At 66.3% G+C, this 15,321-nt stretch carries 14 protein-coding genes; 8 read left to right on the top strand and 6 right to left on the bottom strand.

The window, feature by feature from the left end; genetic code table 11:
• Window positions 1-99: 99 nt before the first annotated feature.
• Window positions 100-1,404 carry an ATP-dependent DNA ligase gene (locus U9J23_RS27090; protein ID WP_229568565.1) on the bottom strand — a complete coding sequence of 435 codons (1,305 nt, stop codon included), beginning with the start codon at window positions 1,402-1,404 and terminating at the stop codon, window positions 100-102.
• 49 nt (window positions 1,405-1,453) lie between these two features.
• Complete coding sequence (locus tag U9J23_RS27085) at window positions 1,454-1,753, bottom strand: hypothetical protein (RefSeq protein WP_193904241.1); 300 nt, start codon at window positions 1,751-1,753, stop codon at window positions 1,454-1,456.
• Between the two features lie 122 nt (window positions 1,754-1,875).
• Here U9J23_RS27085 and U9J23_RS27080 point away from each other — a divergent pair, with 122 nt between their 5' ends.
• The 3 genes from U9J23_RS27080 (at window position 1,876) to U9J23_RS27070 (ending at window position 3,999) form a co-directional block, all read left to right on the top strand.
• Window positions 1,876-2,721 carry a hypothetical protein gene (locus U9J23_RS27080; protein ID WP_193904240.1) on the top strand — a complete coding sequence of 282 codons (846 nt, stop codon included), beginning with the start codon at window positions 1,876-1,878 and terminating at the stop codon, window positions 2,719-2,721.
• A gap of 63 nt (window positions 2,722-2,784) precedes the next feature.
• Window positions 2,785-3,168 (top strand): hypothetical protein, encoded by a 384-nt coding sequence (locus tag U9J23_RS27075; RefSeq protein WP_193904239.1) that lies wholly within the window; start codon window positions 2,785-2,787, stop codon window positions 3,166-3,168.
• A 579-nt stretch (window positions 3,169-3,747) separates the two neighbouring features.
• A complete protein-coding gene (locus tag U9J23_RS27070) occupies window positions 3,748-3,999 on the top strand; it encodes a hypothetical protein (protein ID WP_193904238.1) in 252 nt (83 codons plus the stop codon).
• A gap of 122 nt (window positions 4,000-4,121) precedes the next feature.
• Here U9J23_RS27070 and U9J23_RS27065 read toward each other — a convergent pair whose 3' ends face one another.
• From U9J23_RS27065 to U9J23_RS27050, 4 genes are all read right to left on the bottom strand, one after another.
• On the bottom strand, window positions 4,122-5,303 hold the full coding sequence (locus U9J23_RS27065) for a tyrosine-type recombinase/integrase (RefSeq protein ID WP_326603600.1): 1,182 nt from the start codon (window positions 5,301-5,303) through the stop codon (window positions 4,122-4,124).
• A gap of 681 nt (window positions 5,304-5,984) precedes the next feature.
• Window positions 5,985-6,815, bottom strand: a complete 831-nt coding sequence (locus U9J23_RS27060; RefSeq protein ID WP_326603598.1) for a DUF6884 domain-containing protein — start codon at window positions 6,813-6,815, stop codon at window positions 5,985-5,987.
• A 184-nt stretch (window positions 6,816-6,999) separates the two neighbouring features.
• Window positions 7,000-8,241 carry an IS110 family transposase gene (locus U9J23_RS27055; protein WP_019288849.1) on the bottom strand — a complete coding sequence of 414 codons (1,242 nt, stop codon included), beginning with the start codon at window positions 8,239-8,241 and terminating at the stop codon, window positions 7,000-7,002.
• A 1,202-nt stretch (window positions 8,242-9,443) separates the two neighbouring features.
• Window positions 9,444-9,956, bottom strand: a complete 513-nt coding sequence (locus U9J23_RS27050) for a hypothetical protein (protein WP_193904234.1) — start codon at window positions 9,954-9,956, stop codon at window positions 9,444-9,446.
• Between the two features lie 191 nt (window positions 9,957-10,147).
• On the opposite strand from U9J23_RS27050, the gene U9J23_RS27045 reads away from it, so the two are divergent.
• The 5 genes from U9J23_RS27045 (at window position 10,148) to U9J23_RS27025 (ending at window position 15,316) form a co-directional block, all read left to right on the top strand.
• The gene (locus U9J23_RS27045) at window positions 10,148-10,762 is read left to right on the top strand and encodes a hypothetical protein (RefSeq protein WP_193904233.1); all 615 of its coding nucleotides are present in this window, start codon (window positions 10,148-10,150) and stop codon (window positions 10,760-10,762) included.
• Complete coding sequence (locus U9J23_RS27040) at window positions 10,759-12,723, top strand: hypothetical protein (RefSeq protein WP_326603593.1); 1,965 nt, start codon at window positions 10,759-10,761, stop codon at window positions 12,721-12,723. Before U9J23_RS27045 ends, U9J23_RS27040 begins: the two co-directional genes overlap by 4 nt.
• Before the next feature lie 272 nt (window positions 12,724-12,995).
• Entirely contained in the window at window positions 12,996-14,363 is a 1,368-nt protein-coding gene (locus U9J23_RS27035) for a conjugal transfer protein (RefSeq protein ID WP_193904231.1), read from the top strand.
• Window positions 14,364-14,497: 134 nt separating this feature from the next.
• Window positions 14,498-14,839: a hypothetical protein gene (locus U9J23_RS27030; RefSeq protein ID WP_193904230.1), complete on the top strand. Its 342-nt coding sequence runs from the start codon at window positions 14,498-14,500 to the stop codon at window positions 14,837-14,839.
• Window positions 14,840-14,848: 9 nt separating this feature from the next.
• Window positions 14,849-15,316 (top strand): hypothetical protein, encoded by a 468-nt coding sequence (locus U9J23_RS27025; RefSeq protein WP_193904229.1) that lies wholly within the window; start codon window positions 14,849-14,851, stop codon window positions 15,314-15,316.
• Window positions 15,317-15,321: the final 5 nt, after the last annotated feature.

The following is a 15,321-nucleotide window of genomic DNA, read 5'->3' as shown; positions in this document are numbered from 1 at the left end:
CTGCGGCCGGTTCGCTGAGGGGGGCGCGCACCCCGCCAGCACCAGGAAGCCCCCGGCACCGGGTGGTGTCGGGGGCTTCTGACGCCGATCGGGTGCTGGTCAGACGGCCTTGTTGGTGCCTGCGTCGGCGAACTGGTCGAGCAGGCACTCCGTGGGGGCCTTGTCGTGGCGCTGGCGGATCAGGCGCGGCTGAACCATCCGCGGGTGCTCGGGGTTGGCGACGTACAGGAACGTCACCACCCAGACCTGACCGACCTCGACTGCGCCCTTGCCGATGGTGGACGCGGTACCGACCTGGACGAGGTTCCCCTCGGCGTCGTGGACGGCGAGCTCCGCGGAGTCCTTCACCGGGTGCAGGGCGGTGACGACGACGTCGACGTCCTTGATGAGCTTGTGCTTGACCAGCATGGTCGAGCGGCGACCGGACTCGTATGTCCCGCAGTAGTGGCGCAGGATGATGCCTTCGCGCTGCTCGGCCACAGCGGATTCGAGCATGTCAGCCTTGTGCTGCGCGGTCACCGCGACGGGCGCGAGCACCACCGGGCTGCCCTCCGTGGCCTTGTCGACGGCGGGGATGCCCAACACCTCGGTGAGAATGGTGAGCGTGTGGTGGCGGACCGGGAACCCCATGGACTCGCGCGCCCAGGTGTTGATGCCGTCGGTGGCGACGATGAGGTCAAAGAGCACCAGGGTGCGTCCCACTACCTCACCGTCGAAAACCCAGCGCCCGGAGTGCAAGGCGCTGAACGGATGCAGGTGCGACGGTCCGACGTTGCGGACCTTCGCCTGCCCCTGGCGGTTGAGGACGCGAATCTCGCCGTTGTCGATTTCGATGACGACGCGGTCGCCGTCGTACTTGAACTGGGCGCACCAGTCGTCGGAGTCCATCGCGTCCGCCACGATCTCGGCGGGCTGCACGGAGGCGAGCATCGGTCGCACCGGCAGCGAGGGCATGGTGTCCTCGGCGACCGCGGGCTCCCCGAGGAACGAGGTGGCGGTCAGTGCCTCGACAGCGGCAGCGGTGAAGTCTTCACGACGGGTATCCATCTCGACGGCGGCGACCGGCTCGGTGACGATGCCGACGGCGTCGCCCTTCTGCAGACTCTCCACGAGCGTATCGAGCACCGCGAGGTTGTCCGCGGTGATGACGGTGCTGGTTTCGACGCCACCCGAGCGCACGGGCTCGTAGCCCTTCTTCACCTTGCCGGCGAACTTGGCGGCGGCGGCCTTCACTGCCGCCTCGGGGCTGGCGGTCTCGACGATCTTGGTGAAGGTGCCCAGGGTGCCGTTTCGGCCGTACTGGGAAACCCATGCGGAGCCGAAGGTGAAGGTCCGGTAGAACTTGTCGTTCCCGGCGCGCGGGTCGATGTAGACGGCCTCGTTGATGTGAGCGGTAGTGGTCACTGCGGTCCTTGTTTCCTTCCGGGGCGAGTCGATGTGCTGGTCGTGGGGGTCAAGACGCCTTGAGCAGGCCGACGGTGTGAGCCAGGCCCTCGATGTCGTCGCGGTCCTCGCTCGACTGGAGGGTCGGGTTGACGATCGTGACCGGCAAATCCTGGTCGAGGTAGAGGGTTCCGGCCTCGGTCTCGACGCTGACCATTCTGGGCATGACGTCCGACAGTTCGACGGTGCCGGTGACGCGGACGTGGCCGTCGTGGGCGCCGACGATCACGGCGCCGGTGATGTGGGTGAGCTCGCCTGGCGCAATCTCGATGTGCGCGACGGTGGCGGGGCTGTCGGAGTGGGTCGTCATGGTGTTCTCCTGGTCGTCGGTGCTGGTCTGGGGCAAACGTAGGAGTGGGCCGGTCCAGGTGTTTCAGCACGGCAATCCGTGAGTCGGGCTGGGTGCTGGGCGGCCGCCGGTAGGTTGCGCAGATGGCTCAGTTCACGAGTGACCCGGTGCGGACCCGTCAGCGGATCGCTGAGCTCGACGAGTACATGTCCAGGTCGGTGTTCGGTGCGGGCGGTTTCGTCTGCCGATCCAGTGCCAGCTGTGGCAGTGCGGCCGCGAAGAAGGCTGCCGACTTCTACGAAGGACAGCTCTCTCACGTGGGCCTGCACTACGACCTATTCGAAGACGGCGTCCCCCTGCGAGTGCTGGTGCTGGGCATGGAGATGGGGCGCCCGGACCGGCACATCTCCCTCGAGACGCGGCGACTGCAACAGGACGAAGCGATCGGGATGAGGTTCGGCGCCCGCCATGCACACATGCTCGGCACCACCAGCGCACTGCGCGCCGCGTTCGGCCGCGGCCTGGGCGATGACCGTGCTGGGGAGTTGTTGCCGCTGGCGAATGACCCGGTGCCGCAGCACGTCATGCAGTGCTATGCCCTGGTGAACAAGCGATTGTGCTCGGCGGTGCGGCCGGTCGACTCGGCGAAGGGCCGCCGATTTCAGGCCGCGCAGGTGCCGGCGATGGACCGGGCATGCCTCCCGCACCTTGCGGCGACGATCCGGATCCTCGAGCCCACCATGGTGATCCTGCAGAGCAAGGCACTTCGGTCGCTGATCGCGCCGCACCTCAAGCATGTTGAGCGGATCGATCCGGCGAACGAGCAGCTCGAGTACGCCGAGTTCGCCGGCGTCGCCACCGCGATCGCGAACTTCAGTCACCCCGCCGCTCACGCCCCGTACAACTGGGGCAGCTCGCACCGGAACGTCTACGCGATGGATGTCGTCGAGCCAACGTTGGAGACTGCGCGCAGCTTCCTCCTCGGATAGCCGCCGGTTGTCCTCGGTCGTTATCGCATGCGAGGGGCCGTTTCCACTGCTTACACTGCCGACATGGGTGAGCCCTGGGTCGACCGCGAGCGACTCGCTGACGCCGCTGACCTGTTCGCGGAGAAGGTCGACGTGCTGCTCGACCGAGTCGTGGACAGCGCGATCGGCCCTGCCCGCGCCCACTCGGCAGACCAACTACGGGACGACAGCGAGGCGCGGCTGCTGACGCGGATCGCGATCGCACATCGCGCCGGTGTCGATCCGGTGCTGGACGTGCAGCGCGCGCTGCGCGTTGGGATGACGTGGGAGCAGATCGGCGACGCGACCGGGATCGGTGCAAGTCCGGCGAGGACGAGGTGGTCAACGGACCAGCCGGTGGAAGGGACGTCGGACAACCGATCGCGGCGGCGCCGTTCGGTCGATGACCAGCAGATGTCGATGTGGTGATGGGTCTCCACCTGCGCTGATCGTCCCTGGTCTGTGGTGAAGCGCCGGGGATATGCGGGGAAAGCGTGCGCGGTTGAGTTCGAGACTTGGTGGACGCCGGCTGGTCTCGAGCACCGGTGTGCGAGGAAGGCAGCGAACAATTCGAGTATTCGCATAGTCATGCGACCCTGCCTGTGCACGGAGCATCATCGATTCACACGAGGTACCGCGGTCGGAAGCGATCCGCCTCGACTTCTTCCCGGCAGGAGTCGCCCCACCGCTCCGACAGTGTTGATGGTGACGCCATTGCCGGTTAGCAGGTTGTGCTCGCGGGCGAAGATCTCGACGGTGGCGGGGAGGCGTAGCCGGTCTGGGGGCGCTGGAGTGGTGGGGCGCCATATCTCCCCGAGGACATCACTTACGCGAACATCGAGCCAGGGAGTGCCGCCTGGTGGTCGTGCCGCCTGGTGGTGGTGCCACAGACAGTGACGCACTCACTGATCCCTGCCTGTGACGGTGAAACACGTCGGTGCCCGATGGGAGATTCTCGGTTCACGCTCGGCACCCCGATCGAGCGATCCGCACCACATAGGAGGCTTCGTGTCCGTCCCCCCTGCGTTCGCTCAGATTCCCGAGGTCAAGCCGGAGGCGCCGCCGTTTGTCCCCGACCTGGTCGGCGCGTTTGACCCGGTGTGGTGGCTGCTGCTGATCGCCGCGATCGTCGTGTTCGGGATTGCGTTCGCCTCGTACCGCGGCGTCATCCGGCTGCGGATCGCCGAGGAGTTCCCGCTGCTGTTCCTCTCCCCGGTGGCGGCGGCCGTAGCAGTCGCGGCCCTGGCGTACGGGACATAGCCGCAGCCGGTAAGACCGAATAGCGAAACGGCGGTGGGCTGTCCCGAGACAACGGGCAGGCCGCCGCCGTTCGTATCTGATCGGTGCTGGTCCGCGTCGAGCAGCTCGCGAACAACTTTCGGTCAGCGAGCGAAACGGGTGACAGCGTTGCCCGTCAGCGGGTTGTGCTCGCGGGCGTAGATCCCGACGGTGGTGGGGGAGGCGTGCCCGGTCTGCCGCTGGATTTCGTGGGGTTGTGCGCCGTTGCGGAGTGCTTCGGTGACGAACCCGGCGCGGACGGAGTGGCCGCCGAGTTGGGCGATCTTCGCGGGGGAGAAGCCGCCGGCGTGGGCTGCCCTGCGGTAGACGGCGTGGATGGCCTGCCCGGACAGTGCGGTGTCGCCGAGGTTGCCGTTGACGCGGATCGGCCGGAACACCGGCACGTCGATGTCGGTGAGCTGGGGGTGGGGGAGATGGCAGACGTGACCGGTTGGCTCGTCGTCGGTGCGGAGCAGTCGGATGATGCCGGGTCGGCCGGCAGCTTGGTGGGCGGCGATCACGTCGAGCCAGCGGCGGTAGGCGCAGGGGCCGCACACGGTGTGGGTGAGGGCGACAGGGGCGGCCTTGATCAGGCCGTGGCCGGTTTGGTCGGTCTTCGAGCGGCGGACCCGCATGTGGAGGCCATCGCTGGAGTGGATGGTGACGTCGCGGATCTGCAGGTCGGACAGCTCTGACCGGCGGAACGCACCGAGGAACCCAAGGAGGAGCAGTGCGGAGTCGCGGCGCTCGCGCGTTCGGGATTGCCAGGTCTTGGCCTCGCCGCGGAGAGTCGTGACGATGTGCTCGATCTCGGCGAGCTCGAGCGGCGCGACGCGTTTGACGGGACGGTCGCCGGCCGCGGCGTAGGTACGGCGCAGACCGGAGATGGTGTCCTTGACGAGCTGGTATTCGCCGGGTGCGCGGTGGTCGACGGCGCGGTGCCAGTAGTTGATCGAGGCGACCCACCGGGCGAGGGTGTTCATCGAGTAGGCGCGCTCGCCGGTCTCGGTACGCAGGTCCGCGCATTCGGTGAGGTAGTCGGCGACGACGGCGGGGTGGGCCGGTATCGAGATGTGGCCGTGGGCGCTGCACCAGGCGGTGAACTTCTCCCAGTCCTGCCGGTAGTTGCGGGCAGTGGAGGGGGAGTGGCGCTGTTCGAGAACGGCGACGATGCGAGCTTTGGATTCAGCGGAGAGGACGGGGGCTGTGGACAGCTCCGGGTTACCCGCGGCCACCGGGGCCGGTGCGGCAAGGATGGTTTCTCCCAGCAAGTGCTCTGTGGTCAACGCCGCTCCTCTCCTGTCTGGAGGGAGCCTACCGAGGAGCACCGACGCCTCGGTGGGACCGCGGTTCCTATTGGAACCGGGCCAGGCACAGTGCCCGGAGGAGTGATCTGGAGTCTGTCATATGGCCGGCCTATCCGCGATGTCCCATACCGGGGAGGCCACCGCCAACGACGGTACGGACCTGCGTCGGCTTACGGCGGTTCTTTCTCCGTCGCTCTTTCGCTTGTTCGGTGAACTCCAGTTCTATGAGAGCGCTTAAGGACTGTTGGAGCTCAAGGGCTTCATTGCGTAGACGCGCCAGTTCCGCAGGCGAACATGAGTCTGCAATGTGCTGCATCACCGTGTTGACTGGTGACCCGGATTCAAGAACTTCCCTGTCGGGAAGTCCGATTCGGGCTATGTGGCTCTGAACCGCTAGATGAACGGCATTCTTGACCGACTCACCGCCAATCGCGAGCGGCTTTACCTGCTTTTTCTTGCCAGGCTTGGATCGCGGACGGGGAGGAACCACAGCGTTTTGCACCTGCTGACGCACGATCTTCCGTGCACCGCACCGCGGGCATCCGACAGCAGCACTAGCTGATGGATACCGCACACCGCATACACAAATGAACGCCATCACGTGCCTTCCCATAGATTTGCCCCACTGTATCGACCCCACTGCGGAAATCAGCCAGTTCATCAGAAGGCTTGCGATCGGTGCATTGCCATGCGTGCGAGGCGATGCTGCTGTTCTCCGATGCTGCGGGTGCCAGCGAGTGGGGTGCGGGCGTGTGGCCACACCTGCTGCGCGAGCCTGGTGTAGTCACGTCCGGCCAGGATGACGACATTGGGGTGTCCGAGGAGTCCCTGCTGATCGGCCTGCTCCTGGAGCTGCTCGGCGGTGACGGATCCCGGTCGGCCGAAGCGCAGATCGTACGGTGCGATGACCTGGTCCAGGGGTAGTAGGCCGTGGAGGGCGCTGATGATGCGGATGTTGTCGCTGCTGGTGAGGGCATCGGCGGCGCGGCGGGTGAGTCGGTGGTAGCTGCCGGTGTACAGCTCTCCGGCCGGGCAGGGAAAGGGCGCTTTGGCGGCTCCACAGGGAACGATGACCAGCGGATCGCTCGCCGTCTCGGAGTAGACCGGAGTGACCCCGAGGTCCGCTTCAGTCCGGAGCTGGCGGAGGTCGTGTGCGACATGGTCGGCGACCGTCCACCGTAGCCAGTGCCAGCCGCGCCGTTCCGAGAGCTTGAACTCGCCGTGGCTATGGCCAGCGACGTGGAACGGGGCGTGCCAGAGCTGCAGATCGGTGTTGGGGAGGGTCATCTCGACCTGGTCGTGGGGTCTCCAGAGACGGGTGTGCAGCGGACCGATCGCGCGGGGGATTCCGATGTACTGTCCGCCGGTGGCGGGACCGATTCCGGGCAGCGATTCCACGAGTCCGACCTGCATGATCAGGTCGACCCCGGGGGAGGGTGGGGTCAGGTCGGGGTCGTCGTAGTCGTATGTGAGGCGGAAGTTCGGCGGCATCGAGATGTCCTTGAGGTTGAGGGAGGGGAGTGGCTACTCGCTGGGGGTGGTCTTGTTCGCCCAGTCGCAGCTGAGGCCGCCGGCGTCATAGCCGGTGCTCTGCTCCCAAAGGCACAGGACGGACGTTCCGTCGGAGAGCTCGATGGTGTGGACGCGAACCCAGACATCCCATGGCGTATCTGTGTCAAGCAGCAACTGCTGACGGGGCGTGTGGCCAGGCAGTGATCTCGTCGTAGATCGTGCCGGTCTTCAGACATCCATGGAGAATCCCGACGAGCCGGTTACCGAGCTGACGCAGCGCGGCATGATGGCCGACCTCCCGGGCTCGCAGCGCGTCGTAATAAGCCCGAGCACCCGGCGAGGTGTTCATCGAGCAGAACGCCCATTGATGACACGCATCGGCCAGGTGCTTGTTGCGGGCGTAGCGCGCCGACACCGTCTTCCTCTTTCCCGACGCTCGGGTGATCGGCGAGGTCCCGGCGTAGTTCTTGCGGGCCTTGGCATTACGGTATCGGTGCGGATCGTCGCCGAATTCTGCCAGCACCCGGGCGCCCAGCACGTCTCCCAGTCCGGGACAGCTGCGGACGATCTCAGCGGCCGGGTGCCGACGAAAACTGCGCTTGACCTCCTGCTCGAGCTCCTCGATCTGCTCGGCCAGATGCTCGAGCATGCGCGCTTGTCCGGCGACGACGACCGCGTAGGCATGTTCGATCGCAGCAGGTTGCCGCAGCGCCGGTGCCCGCAGCGCATCGCGGATGCGGGTGGCCGTGGCGGTGCGGTCCCCGCGCCGATGCGCCCGGGCCAGTTCCGCGGTGATCTGCCCGGTGGTCAGTCGTGCTGCGCGATCCGGATCGGGAGCTTTGCGCAGCAATGCCAGGGTGTCCGGGGCGGCGAGGTTGTCGAACGCGGTCAATGCGGCCGGGAAGTACTCGCGAAGCGCCGACCGCATCCGCTGCAGGTGCCGGGTCCGGTCCCAGATCAGGCCTTGGTGGGCCCGGGCAAGCAGTTTCAGGGCTTCGACCTGCGGGGAATCCCCGGCGATCTGGCGGTGATGACCCCGGTCCAGCCGGACGATCTCGGCGAGAACGTGAGCGTCGCCGGCGTCGGATTTGGCTCCCGAGGTACCGTGCCGTTCCCGATATCGTGCCGCCGACATCGGGTTGATCGCATAGACCTGATAGCCACAGGCGAGCAGCGCCGACACCCACACCCCACGATCGGTTTCGATCCCGACCACGACCGCACCCTCGGGGAGGTCACTGCTGCCGGTGCTGTCAGAATCGAAATGTTCGGCCACCACCTCGTGCAATCGGGCCAGCCCCTCGACGCCCTCCGGCAGCCGTATCCGCGCCAACCGGCGGCCGACGTCGTCTTCGACCTCGATGTCGTGATGGCCTTCCGCCCAGTCATCGCCGATGAACAACATGGAGTGAACCTCCGAACAGGCTGCTATCCACTATTTTTCGGTCCGGTAGCGGAGGAAAGCCGTCGGCGACCTAATGGCTCGAGTACTCACCGACACGCACGGCATCGGGGTACGTCATCCCATCAGCGATCACCGCTTCCCTCACGACCGGCGGGTACACGGTCTGAGTTCAGGCATCAGCCCGACTGCTCGGGGACGGGCCACGCCTGGTCTTGAGAGTGTTATCCCGCCGGTCGCTACCTACACCGAACCTTGCCACAGTCGTGGGGGTCGGTAGCTCCCATTAGGTCTTGGGGTCGCCTCCGATTCGGGTGACTTTCGGGGCATTGTCGCTGGTGGGGGTGCAGGCGGCGAGGGTCAATGTGGTGGTGGGCGGCGAGCAGCGTTGCGACGGCGATGCGGGAGGGGCGGTTGCGGTAGGTCATCGGCGGCTCCAAGCGTCTGGCGATCAGGTCGTTGGGATCCTGTCGGGCCGATGTTCGGGGTGTTTCAGTTGCCGCTGGGCGTTGGCTGGCGGAGGGGAATGTCCTGGTCGGGCGGGTAGTTGGGCGGCCTCACCGGCCCGTTACGTCACGTGACATAACGGGTTGCGCCATGAGGTGGCCGAACCCTCATCTTGGGGTTTCCGCAGCGGGTCGATGAGTCGCAATGGGCCGTGGCGAGGGGGGATTCAGCACCCGTCGGCGTCGGTCACCTGACGCCCGAAATGACCGGATTCCCTCGGCGTGCGGATAGGCGGACCGCCTCAAAGTCGGTGATCGCCACATTCCTGGTCATCGCATCAGTGTTGGCGCTAACTGTCATTAGCGCTGCTCGCACCATCAAAACGGGACGTTACTTGAAATACATCCCTGTTCCGCCACAAAACCCCAGGTCACGACTACTTGAGATGCAGCGAGAATTAACAGAATCCGCGGTTTTTTAGCAGGCTGCGAAGCAATCATACTGCCGCTGACCTGCGAAAACATGCGAAACCCGCTCCCGACTCCAGGGAGTCTTGCTCGAATTGCTGAGAATCTTGTCGACTCGCCTCACGAGGGACGCTCTACGGGAGCCGGCCGACCCGCTCTACCCCCTGCGAACTGGACCATGACGCAGAGCGGTTGCCGCTTCCTGCCAGCCACGTGGACGGTTCAGATACAGCTCGGGCCCGAGATGTCTCAACACCTCGGGCCCGAGCGAGACGGACGGACAGTCGTCCGTCAGCAAGTCACCAAGAAGGAGAAGATCGCGTTGGCGTTCCGCGGGGAATCCTCACCCGCCAACTTCAACTGCACGTCGCCGGTGCCGTCGATCTCCACTCCGTTCATCCCCCACGTCACAGACTCCGCGCGTATCGGATTCGTGACGGGCTGTATCTCCGGCGCCGTCAGTACAACAGTCTTGGCGGCACCGTCGATCTTGACCTGAATGTCATTGGGGAAGGCAACATCCGCATTCAACGACGGCCCCGTCCCCTCACACGTGACGGACGCGAGCGCAGGGGAGACGTTGTCGAACCCGATCTTCTTCTGCTCCTTGTTCCAGTTCACTTCCAACATGACGCGCCCGTCGACCTGACTCACTGAGCCAGAACGCGTCGCGGAGGCGGCGGTCGACGCCCCGGTCCCAGCCGCCGCTTCGCTGCCGTCATCGTCAGATGAACCGCATGCCGAGACACCGATCAAGCACAGCGCAGCGAGCGCCGTTCCTGCGTACGTCTTCATCCGGGTCACGAGCGTTTCCCCAACCTTCCGCCCGCCGTACTTCGGCGGTCTTTGTTCGAAAACTACCGGACGAGCGATGCGGCCTCTCGGCTGCAACACGACTCCCGACTGCAGCCAACGCCGGCCAACTCGCACGTGCCGGGACCTGGAGAAGGCGTTTCCGAGACTGCTTCCGACCGAATTCCGGTGAAGGGAGCACGATGTCCGACGAGGACGGCTACGACGAGGACCCCAGGTCGCCAGGGCGATCCAACGAAACCTCTGCAGGACTACCGATCGCGGCCCGCGTCCTGGCGGTGCTCGTTCCGATCGTCACGGTGCCGGCGACCATCGCAGTGACTGCGGTGTCATTGCTCATCGTCGAACGGCGACGAGTCCGCGGGCGGTGGTGGGCAACCTGGGCAGCCCTGAGTTTCCTACTCGGCGTCCTCATCTCCGGTTCGTTGCTTGCCTGGGTGCTCCAGCCCCTCCAACTTCCCGCGTGGCTCATCACATCTCTGGCTGGCGCCTCGCCAGCCGACGCTGCCTCCGGTGTCGACGGTGACGTCGGCGCCGCGCTGCGGGACGTCGCGACGTCGACGGCCGGGGCTGCGGTACTCGGGCAGCTGCTGTTCGCGTTGCCTGTCGGCTTCGCGGTCACCGCGGTGTTCACCCGGGTGCGCCGATTCAAGCGGGAGAAGCTCGGCGAGATCGAAGGACCCGAGTTCTCGAACTGGCGGCCCGTCGGTGTCCTCGATCGGATGCGTGCGCGCCGCGTCACCGAACAGATCCGCGCCGGCCATCACACCATCGCACCTATCGAGGCGACCTCATGACACTGAATCCGATCTCTGCCAAGACCACGCTGTTTCGCCGACGCGGCCACGATGCGGGGCAGGTCGCCGTCGGCATCGGCCGCTACGGCTTCCCAGCCGTCTGCGACCTCGACGCGTTGAAACTGCCGGCGCTCGTGCTCGGCGGCCCCCGTACCGGTAAGACACGACTCGCGAATTCGATGAATGCTCAGCAGGTCCGGGTGACCGGTGGCGGCGCGTGCATCATCGATTTCAAGGGCGGCGACGACATTCCCTCGTACTGGGCGGAGGTGGCGCAGCAAGAGAATCGGGCGTTCCATCACTTCACGCTGAACGAGAAGTCCTCCGGCGCCTACCGGCGCCCACACCCGTACGCGCGCACCCAGCCCTCGTTCTACGACCCGCTGGTGCGCGGCAACGGTGACAGCAAGACCGCGATGCTCCTCAATTCGGTGGACCGTGACGGCGACGCCGCGGCGTACTTGAGGACAGCCGAGGACGTCGTGATGTTGGCGTTCGACATCGCCGACCTGACGGGGTTCTCCGCCGGCAAGGGCGGGCTCGAGACGCTCACCGCGATCCTCGACCCGGCCGCCCTCGACAAGGCAGCCAACCAGCTGACGGTCGACGCGGTCCTTCGTGCGCATCCCTCGATGGCCGACGTCGATGCCCGCCGCCGCGTCAACGATCTACAGCAGCGGGTCGCGGAGATGGGGCAGAAGACCCGCGGTGCAGGCAATCTGCTGGCCGGCGCGATCGGGGACAGCCAGACGCTGATCTCGAAGTTCGCGAACTCGTCGGCACTGGGAGGTCGACTGCGCCCGGGACGCGACGCGACCGACACGATCGACCTCGTCCGGGCGGTGCTGCAGGGCGAGATCGTCGTGTTCTCGCTGCCGTCGAACGACTACCGAAGCCTGTCCATTCTGGTGTCGACGATGGTGCTGCTCGATCTGCAGAACACGACCTCGACGCTGCGGAAGAACATCGCGGATGTCCGGAGGCTGACCGGGGATACCTCCCGCAAAGCTGACGCGACGCCGTGGAAGCCGTTCGTGGTGCAGGTCGAAGAGCTCGGCTCCGCGAAGTCGACGGCGGCCGCGGCCGCGTTGCTCGGGCTGCTCAACAAGTCCTCGAACGAAGGCATTCGCGTTACGCTCTCCTCGCAGGGCTGGGGTGATTTCGTCGCCGTCGACGGCACCGGTGTGTGGGCGAACCAGGTGCTCGAGCAGGTCTACAACCTCTTCTGTTTTCAGCTCGGATCCGACGCCGACGATCAGACCGTCTGCGGGTTCTCGGGACAGGTCGACAAACGCAAGCCGCGGATGAAGCACGAGATCGACATCGGCGGCAGGTGGCGGCTGTGGTCCGGCGCCCGGTCGATGAACTCGGGCATGACCGATTCTGTCCGGGAGACTCGCATCCCCCTGGGAACGCTGCAGGAGCTGACCAAGGACGACGCGACCGACACTCGCGAGTTCATCTGGATCGCGAAGACACCCACGCTGAGCGCGGTGCACACCGTCGACGAGGGGCCGAACATGTGGTTCGAGCCGCTGCGGTTGGTGACCGTGCTCGAACCTCCGAACCGGCACGATTTCTTCGGCGATCCGGCTGCGGTGGAGCAGGCCGAGGCTCTCCGTGACGAGGTGCTCGACAAGACATCGGAGCGGGTGCGGTCGGACGCGGTGCTCGCTCACGTGCTGTCGGCGGATGCCGCTTCGGTCGAGGAACCGACGCACGAGGCCGCGTCTGCGCCCGTGCTGGCCGACGCCGAGGATCCGTGGGCCGTCGCTGCGCCCCTGCCGGCGAGAGAGCAACTCCGCGAGCCCGTCTCCGTGCGTCCGGTCGATTCCGACGTGCCATTGCGACCAGATCCCGGCCCGGACCCGTGGGACGAGACGGACACCGAGTGGGGGATCGATCCCTGGGATAGCGACGCCGATCGTGGCCAGGCGGCGGTGGAGAAGTACGGAGGTTGAATGTGCCCGCGCAGTGAATTGACCACGCCGCCCGACGCCACCGATCTGTGAGGCCTTGAATGTCAGCTCCCACCCCGCCGCCCGGGTATCGGCCCGTGCACCCGCTTCCGCCGGCTCCGGGTTACACGCCCGCGCCGGCCGATCCGCCCGCAGTGTCGGCTCCGTCTGCTGGCACACCGACCGCTCCTCCGGTCCCAGATCGCAGGCCGCCGCGCCGGGCGATGCCGCCCGCACCGGTCGTTGCCCCCGGGACGGCTGGGGCTGCCCCTCGCATGCAGGAACGTCCGACCCGGCCGCGCCCAGCGCCGTCTCGGGCCCCGGCTGAGGCGCAACCCGAGCCTGCCTACGCCGCTACGCCGGACACCCCGCCTGCGAAAGACAAGAAGACCGGTAACAGCCTGCGCGGGCGAGCAACGGCCGCGTTCTCGGCCGTACGCGGAGAGCACGAGCCGGCGCCGAAGTACGACGGCTCCACCAATGACGACTTCGATGTCCCGCCGATCGGTGGGCATCCGTCCCACACGAAGAGCCGCCAGTGGGCGGTGCGGCTGGGTATCCCGGTGGGTGTCCTGCTGTTGGCGGCCGGCACCACGTTCGCAGTGGGGGTGAACATCGGGTCGTCGCGTGTCCCGGCGCAGGGCGCGATCTCGCAGAACGAGGCGCTGCGGTTCCGCCTGTCGTCGTATCCCGTCGAGCAGGCAGCGGTGTTCGGTCAGCAGTACCTCAACGTCTGCCTGACCCGTCCGGCCGCGTCGAACACTGCCGCGGTCCGCACCCGCGGCGAGGTGCTGGCTCGGATGGCGACGAGCGGCACGGAGTCAGGGTGTGGCTATTCCGGTACTTCGACTGCGGAGGCAGAGAAACCGGAGAGCATCGTCTTCACCGGACAGATCAGCTCGGTGCGCGAAGGCTACACCGAAGGGGCCGCCGCGTATTTGACGTACCAGGTGGCCTACGACTCGGAAAAGACCTTGGAAGCGGTCGTTCCGGTGTGGGTCAACGATCGTGCAGACCCGACGCTGATGCGGGTCGTCGGCAATGTCGGCTTCATGCCGGCACCCCGGTTGGGTGCGCCTCCCGCCTACGCCGAGACGCGAGCCAAGGACGCCCAGCTGGCGACGCAGCTGCGCGATCAGGTGCTCTCTCCGTTCCTGCAGGCGTGGGGATCATCGGATGCCCAGCAGCTCAATCTGACGTTGACCGAAGACGCATCGTTTGCGGCTCGCGCTGGCCTGCGCGGCTTGTTGGTCAACCCCACCGTGGAGAAGGTGACCGTGTACACCGCCCGGACAGAGTCCGGCGGAACGATCCACTACCAGTCCGGCGACGAGGTTGTCGCGGAGACGACTGTCGAGTGGACCAGTGCGATGAGCACGTCGAAGCAGGCTGGCACGTACCAGATCCGGTTGCGGTACGTGCAGGGGAAGTGGGCGGTTCTCGACGTCACGGGGTCCGCCTTGGATCCGTCTGGGGGACCGGTTCCGAACAGCGGCGCAGCCGCGTCGTCATCGGGTGCGCCCGACAGTTCGTCACGCAGTGGATCGTCGTCGCCCTCGTCGCCGACAACGCCTGTGCAGCCGCAGGAGCCGACGCAGGCCGCGTCCGGTCCATTCGATCCTGCAGGGGTCCCCAGCGCGTAGTCCCCGGGGAAGTCCCTCGTAGAACGCCAATTTCGGCGTCTGTCGGGTTCGGGTGGAGAACCCATGCGAGATCGTGCAGTCGCCGCGACTGGCCCGCAAGGCGGGTGCGGCCCTTACGAGAAAGGAAGCACAGCATGTGGGATCAGGTTCTGGCATTGACGGGAGACCCGTCGACCGCTGTCGTCGCGCAGCAGGGGTGGGGCACGGTCAACGAAATCGCAGAGAGTGTCCGCGACAATCTCCTCCTCATCGGCAGCACTCTGCTGACCGTCTTCGGGTCCATCCTCGCCGTGAAGATCGGTGGCTCCGGCAAGGGCAAGATGCGCGAGCGCATCGGTGACGTCGGCGTGTGGGTCTTCGCCGGGGTCTTCGCTGGGCTGGTCACCTTCATCCCGGGCCTCGCCACCTCGCTCGGCAAGGAGACTGTCCAGTCCGGCACCACTGGTGGCGGGGTATCCGTGGTCGACGGACAGTAGAGCCTCGCGATGTCCGCCGGCGACAACTCTTCCCGAATCATCTCCCATGACTGGACCAACCTGTTCCGGCACCGGTCCCGTCAGTTCTCGATGGACGAGTTCCGCCTCCCTGGCGTGGACTGGGTCGGAGCAGGTGTCGCAGGCGGAGCCGCGCTATCCATCGGGATCGGCACCACGCTGCTGCTGTGGCTGCTCGGAATCGGCTGGTGGTGGATCGGACTGCTGGTCGGCATCGTAGCCGGTGGTGCGGTCTACCCCGTGGTGGCCAAGGACACCGAGGGGCGGGTCACGCCCCTCGAATCGACCACCCTCTGGATCGACTACCACCTGTTCCAGCCCGCAATGCTGCAGGGCACAGGCAAGGACGAGTACCCGACCGATCTGCACTGGCAGGCCATCCTCTACCGCCCCGAGGACATGCCGGATTACAGCGACAGCTTTCCCACACCCGCGCCTTACGGCACCTACCGGAAGTAGCTTCC

It is taken from the genome of Rhodococcus sp. PD04, from assembly GCF_035918275.1.
GTDB lineage: Bacteria > Actinomycetota > Actinomycetes > Mycobacteriales > Mycobacteriaceae > Rhodococcus > Rhodococcus rhodochrous.
Note: the sequence above shows the minus strand (reverse complement) of the source record. Positions and strands in the feature narration are given on the sequence as shown.

Bases quoted from the DNA above. Each gene is read 5' to 3' on its own strand.
- U9J23_RS27085 (WP_193904241.1), bottom strand. From the start codon at position 1,753: ATGACGACCCACTCCGACAGCCCCGCCACCGTCGCGCACATCGAGATT.
- U9J23_RS27080 (WP_193904240.1), top strand. From the start codon at position 1,876: ATGGCTCAGTTCACGAGTGACCCGGTGCGGACCCGTCAGCGGATCGCT.
- U9J23_RS27075 (WP_193904239.1), top strand. From the start codon at position 2,785: ATGGGTGAGCCCTGGGTCGACCGCGAGCGACTCGCTGACGCCGCTGAC.
- U9J23_RS27060 (WP_326603598.1), bottom strand. From the start codon at position 6,815: ATGCCGCCGAACTTCCGCCTCACATACGACTACGACGACCCCGACCTG.
- U9J23_RS27055 (WP_019288849.1), bottom strand. From the start codon at position 8,241: ATGTTGTTCATCGGCGATGACTGGGCGGAAGGCCATCACGACATCGAG.
- U9J23_RS27045 (WP_193904233.1), top strand. From the start codon at position 10,148: ATGTCCGACGAGGACGGCTACGACGAGGACCCCAGGTCGCCAGGGCGA.
- U9J23_RS27040 (WP_326603593.1), top strand. From the start codon at position 10,759: ATGACACTGAATCCGATCTCTGCCAAGACCACGCTGTTTCGCCGACGC.
- U9J23_RS27035 (WP_193904231.1), top strand. From the start codon at position 12,996: ATGCAGGAACGTCCGACCCGGCCGCGCCCAGCGCCGTCTCGGGCCCCG.
- U9J23_RS27030 (WP_193904230.1), top strand. From the start codon at position 14,498: ATGTGGGATCAGGTTCTGGCATTGACGGGAGACCCGTCGACCGCTGTC.
- U9J23_RS27025 (WP_193904229.1), top strand. From the start codon at position 14,849: ATGTCCGCCGGCGACAACTCTTCCCGAATCATCTCCCATGACTGGACC.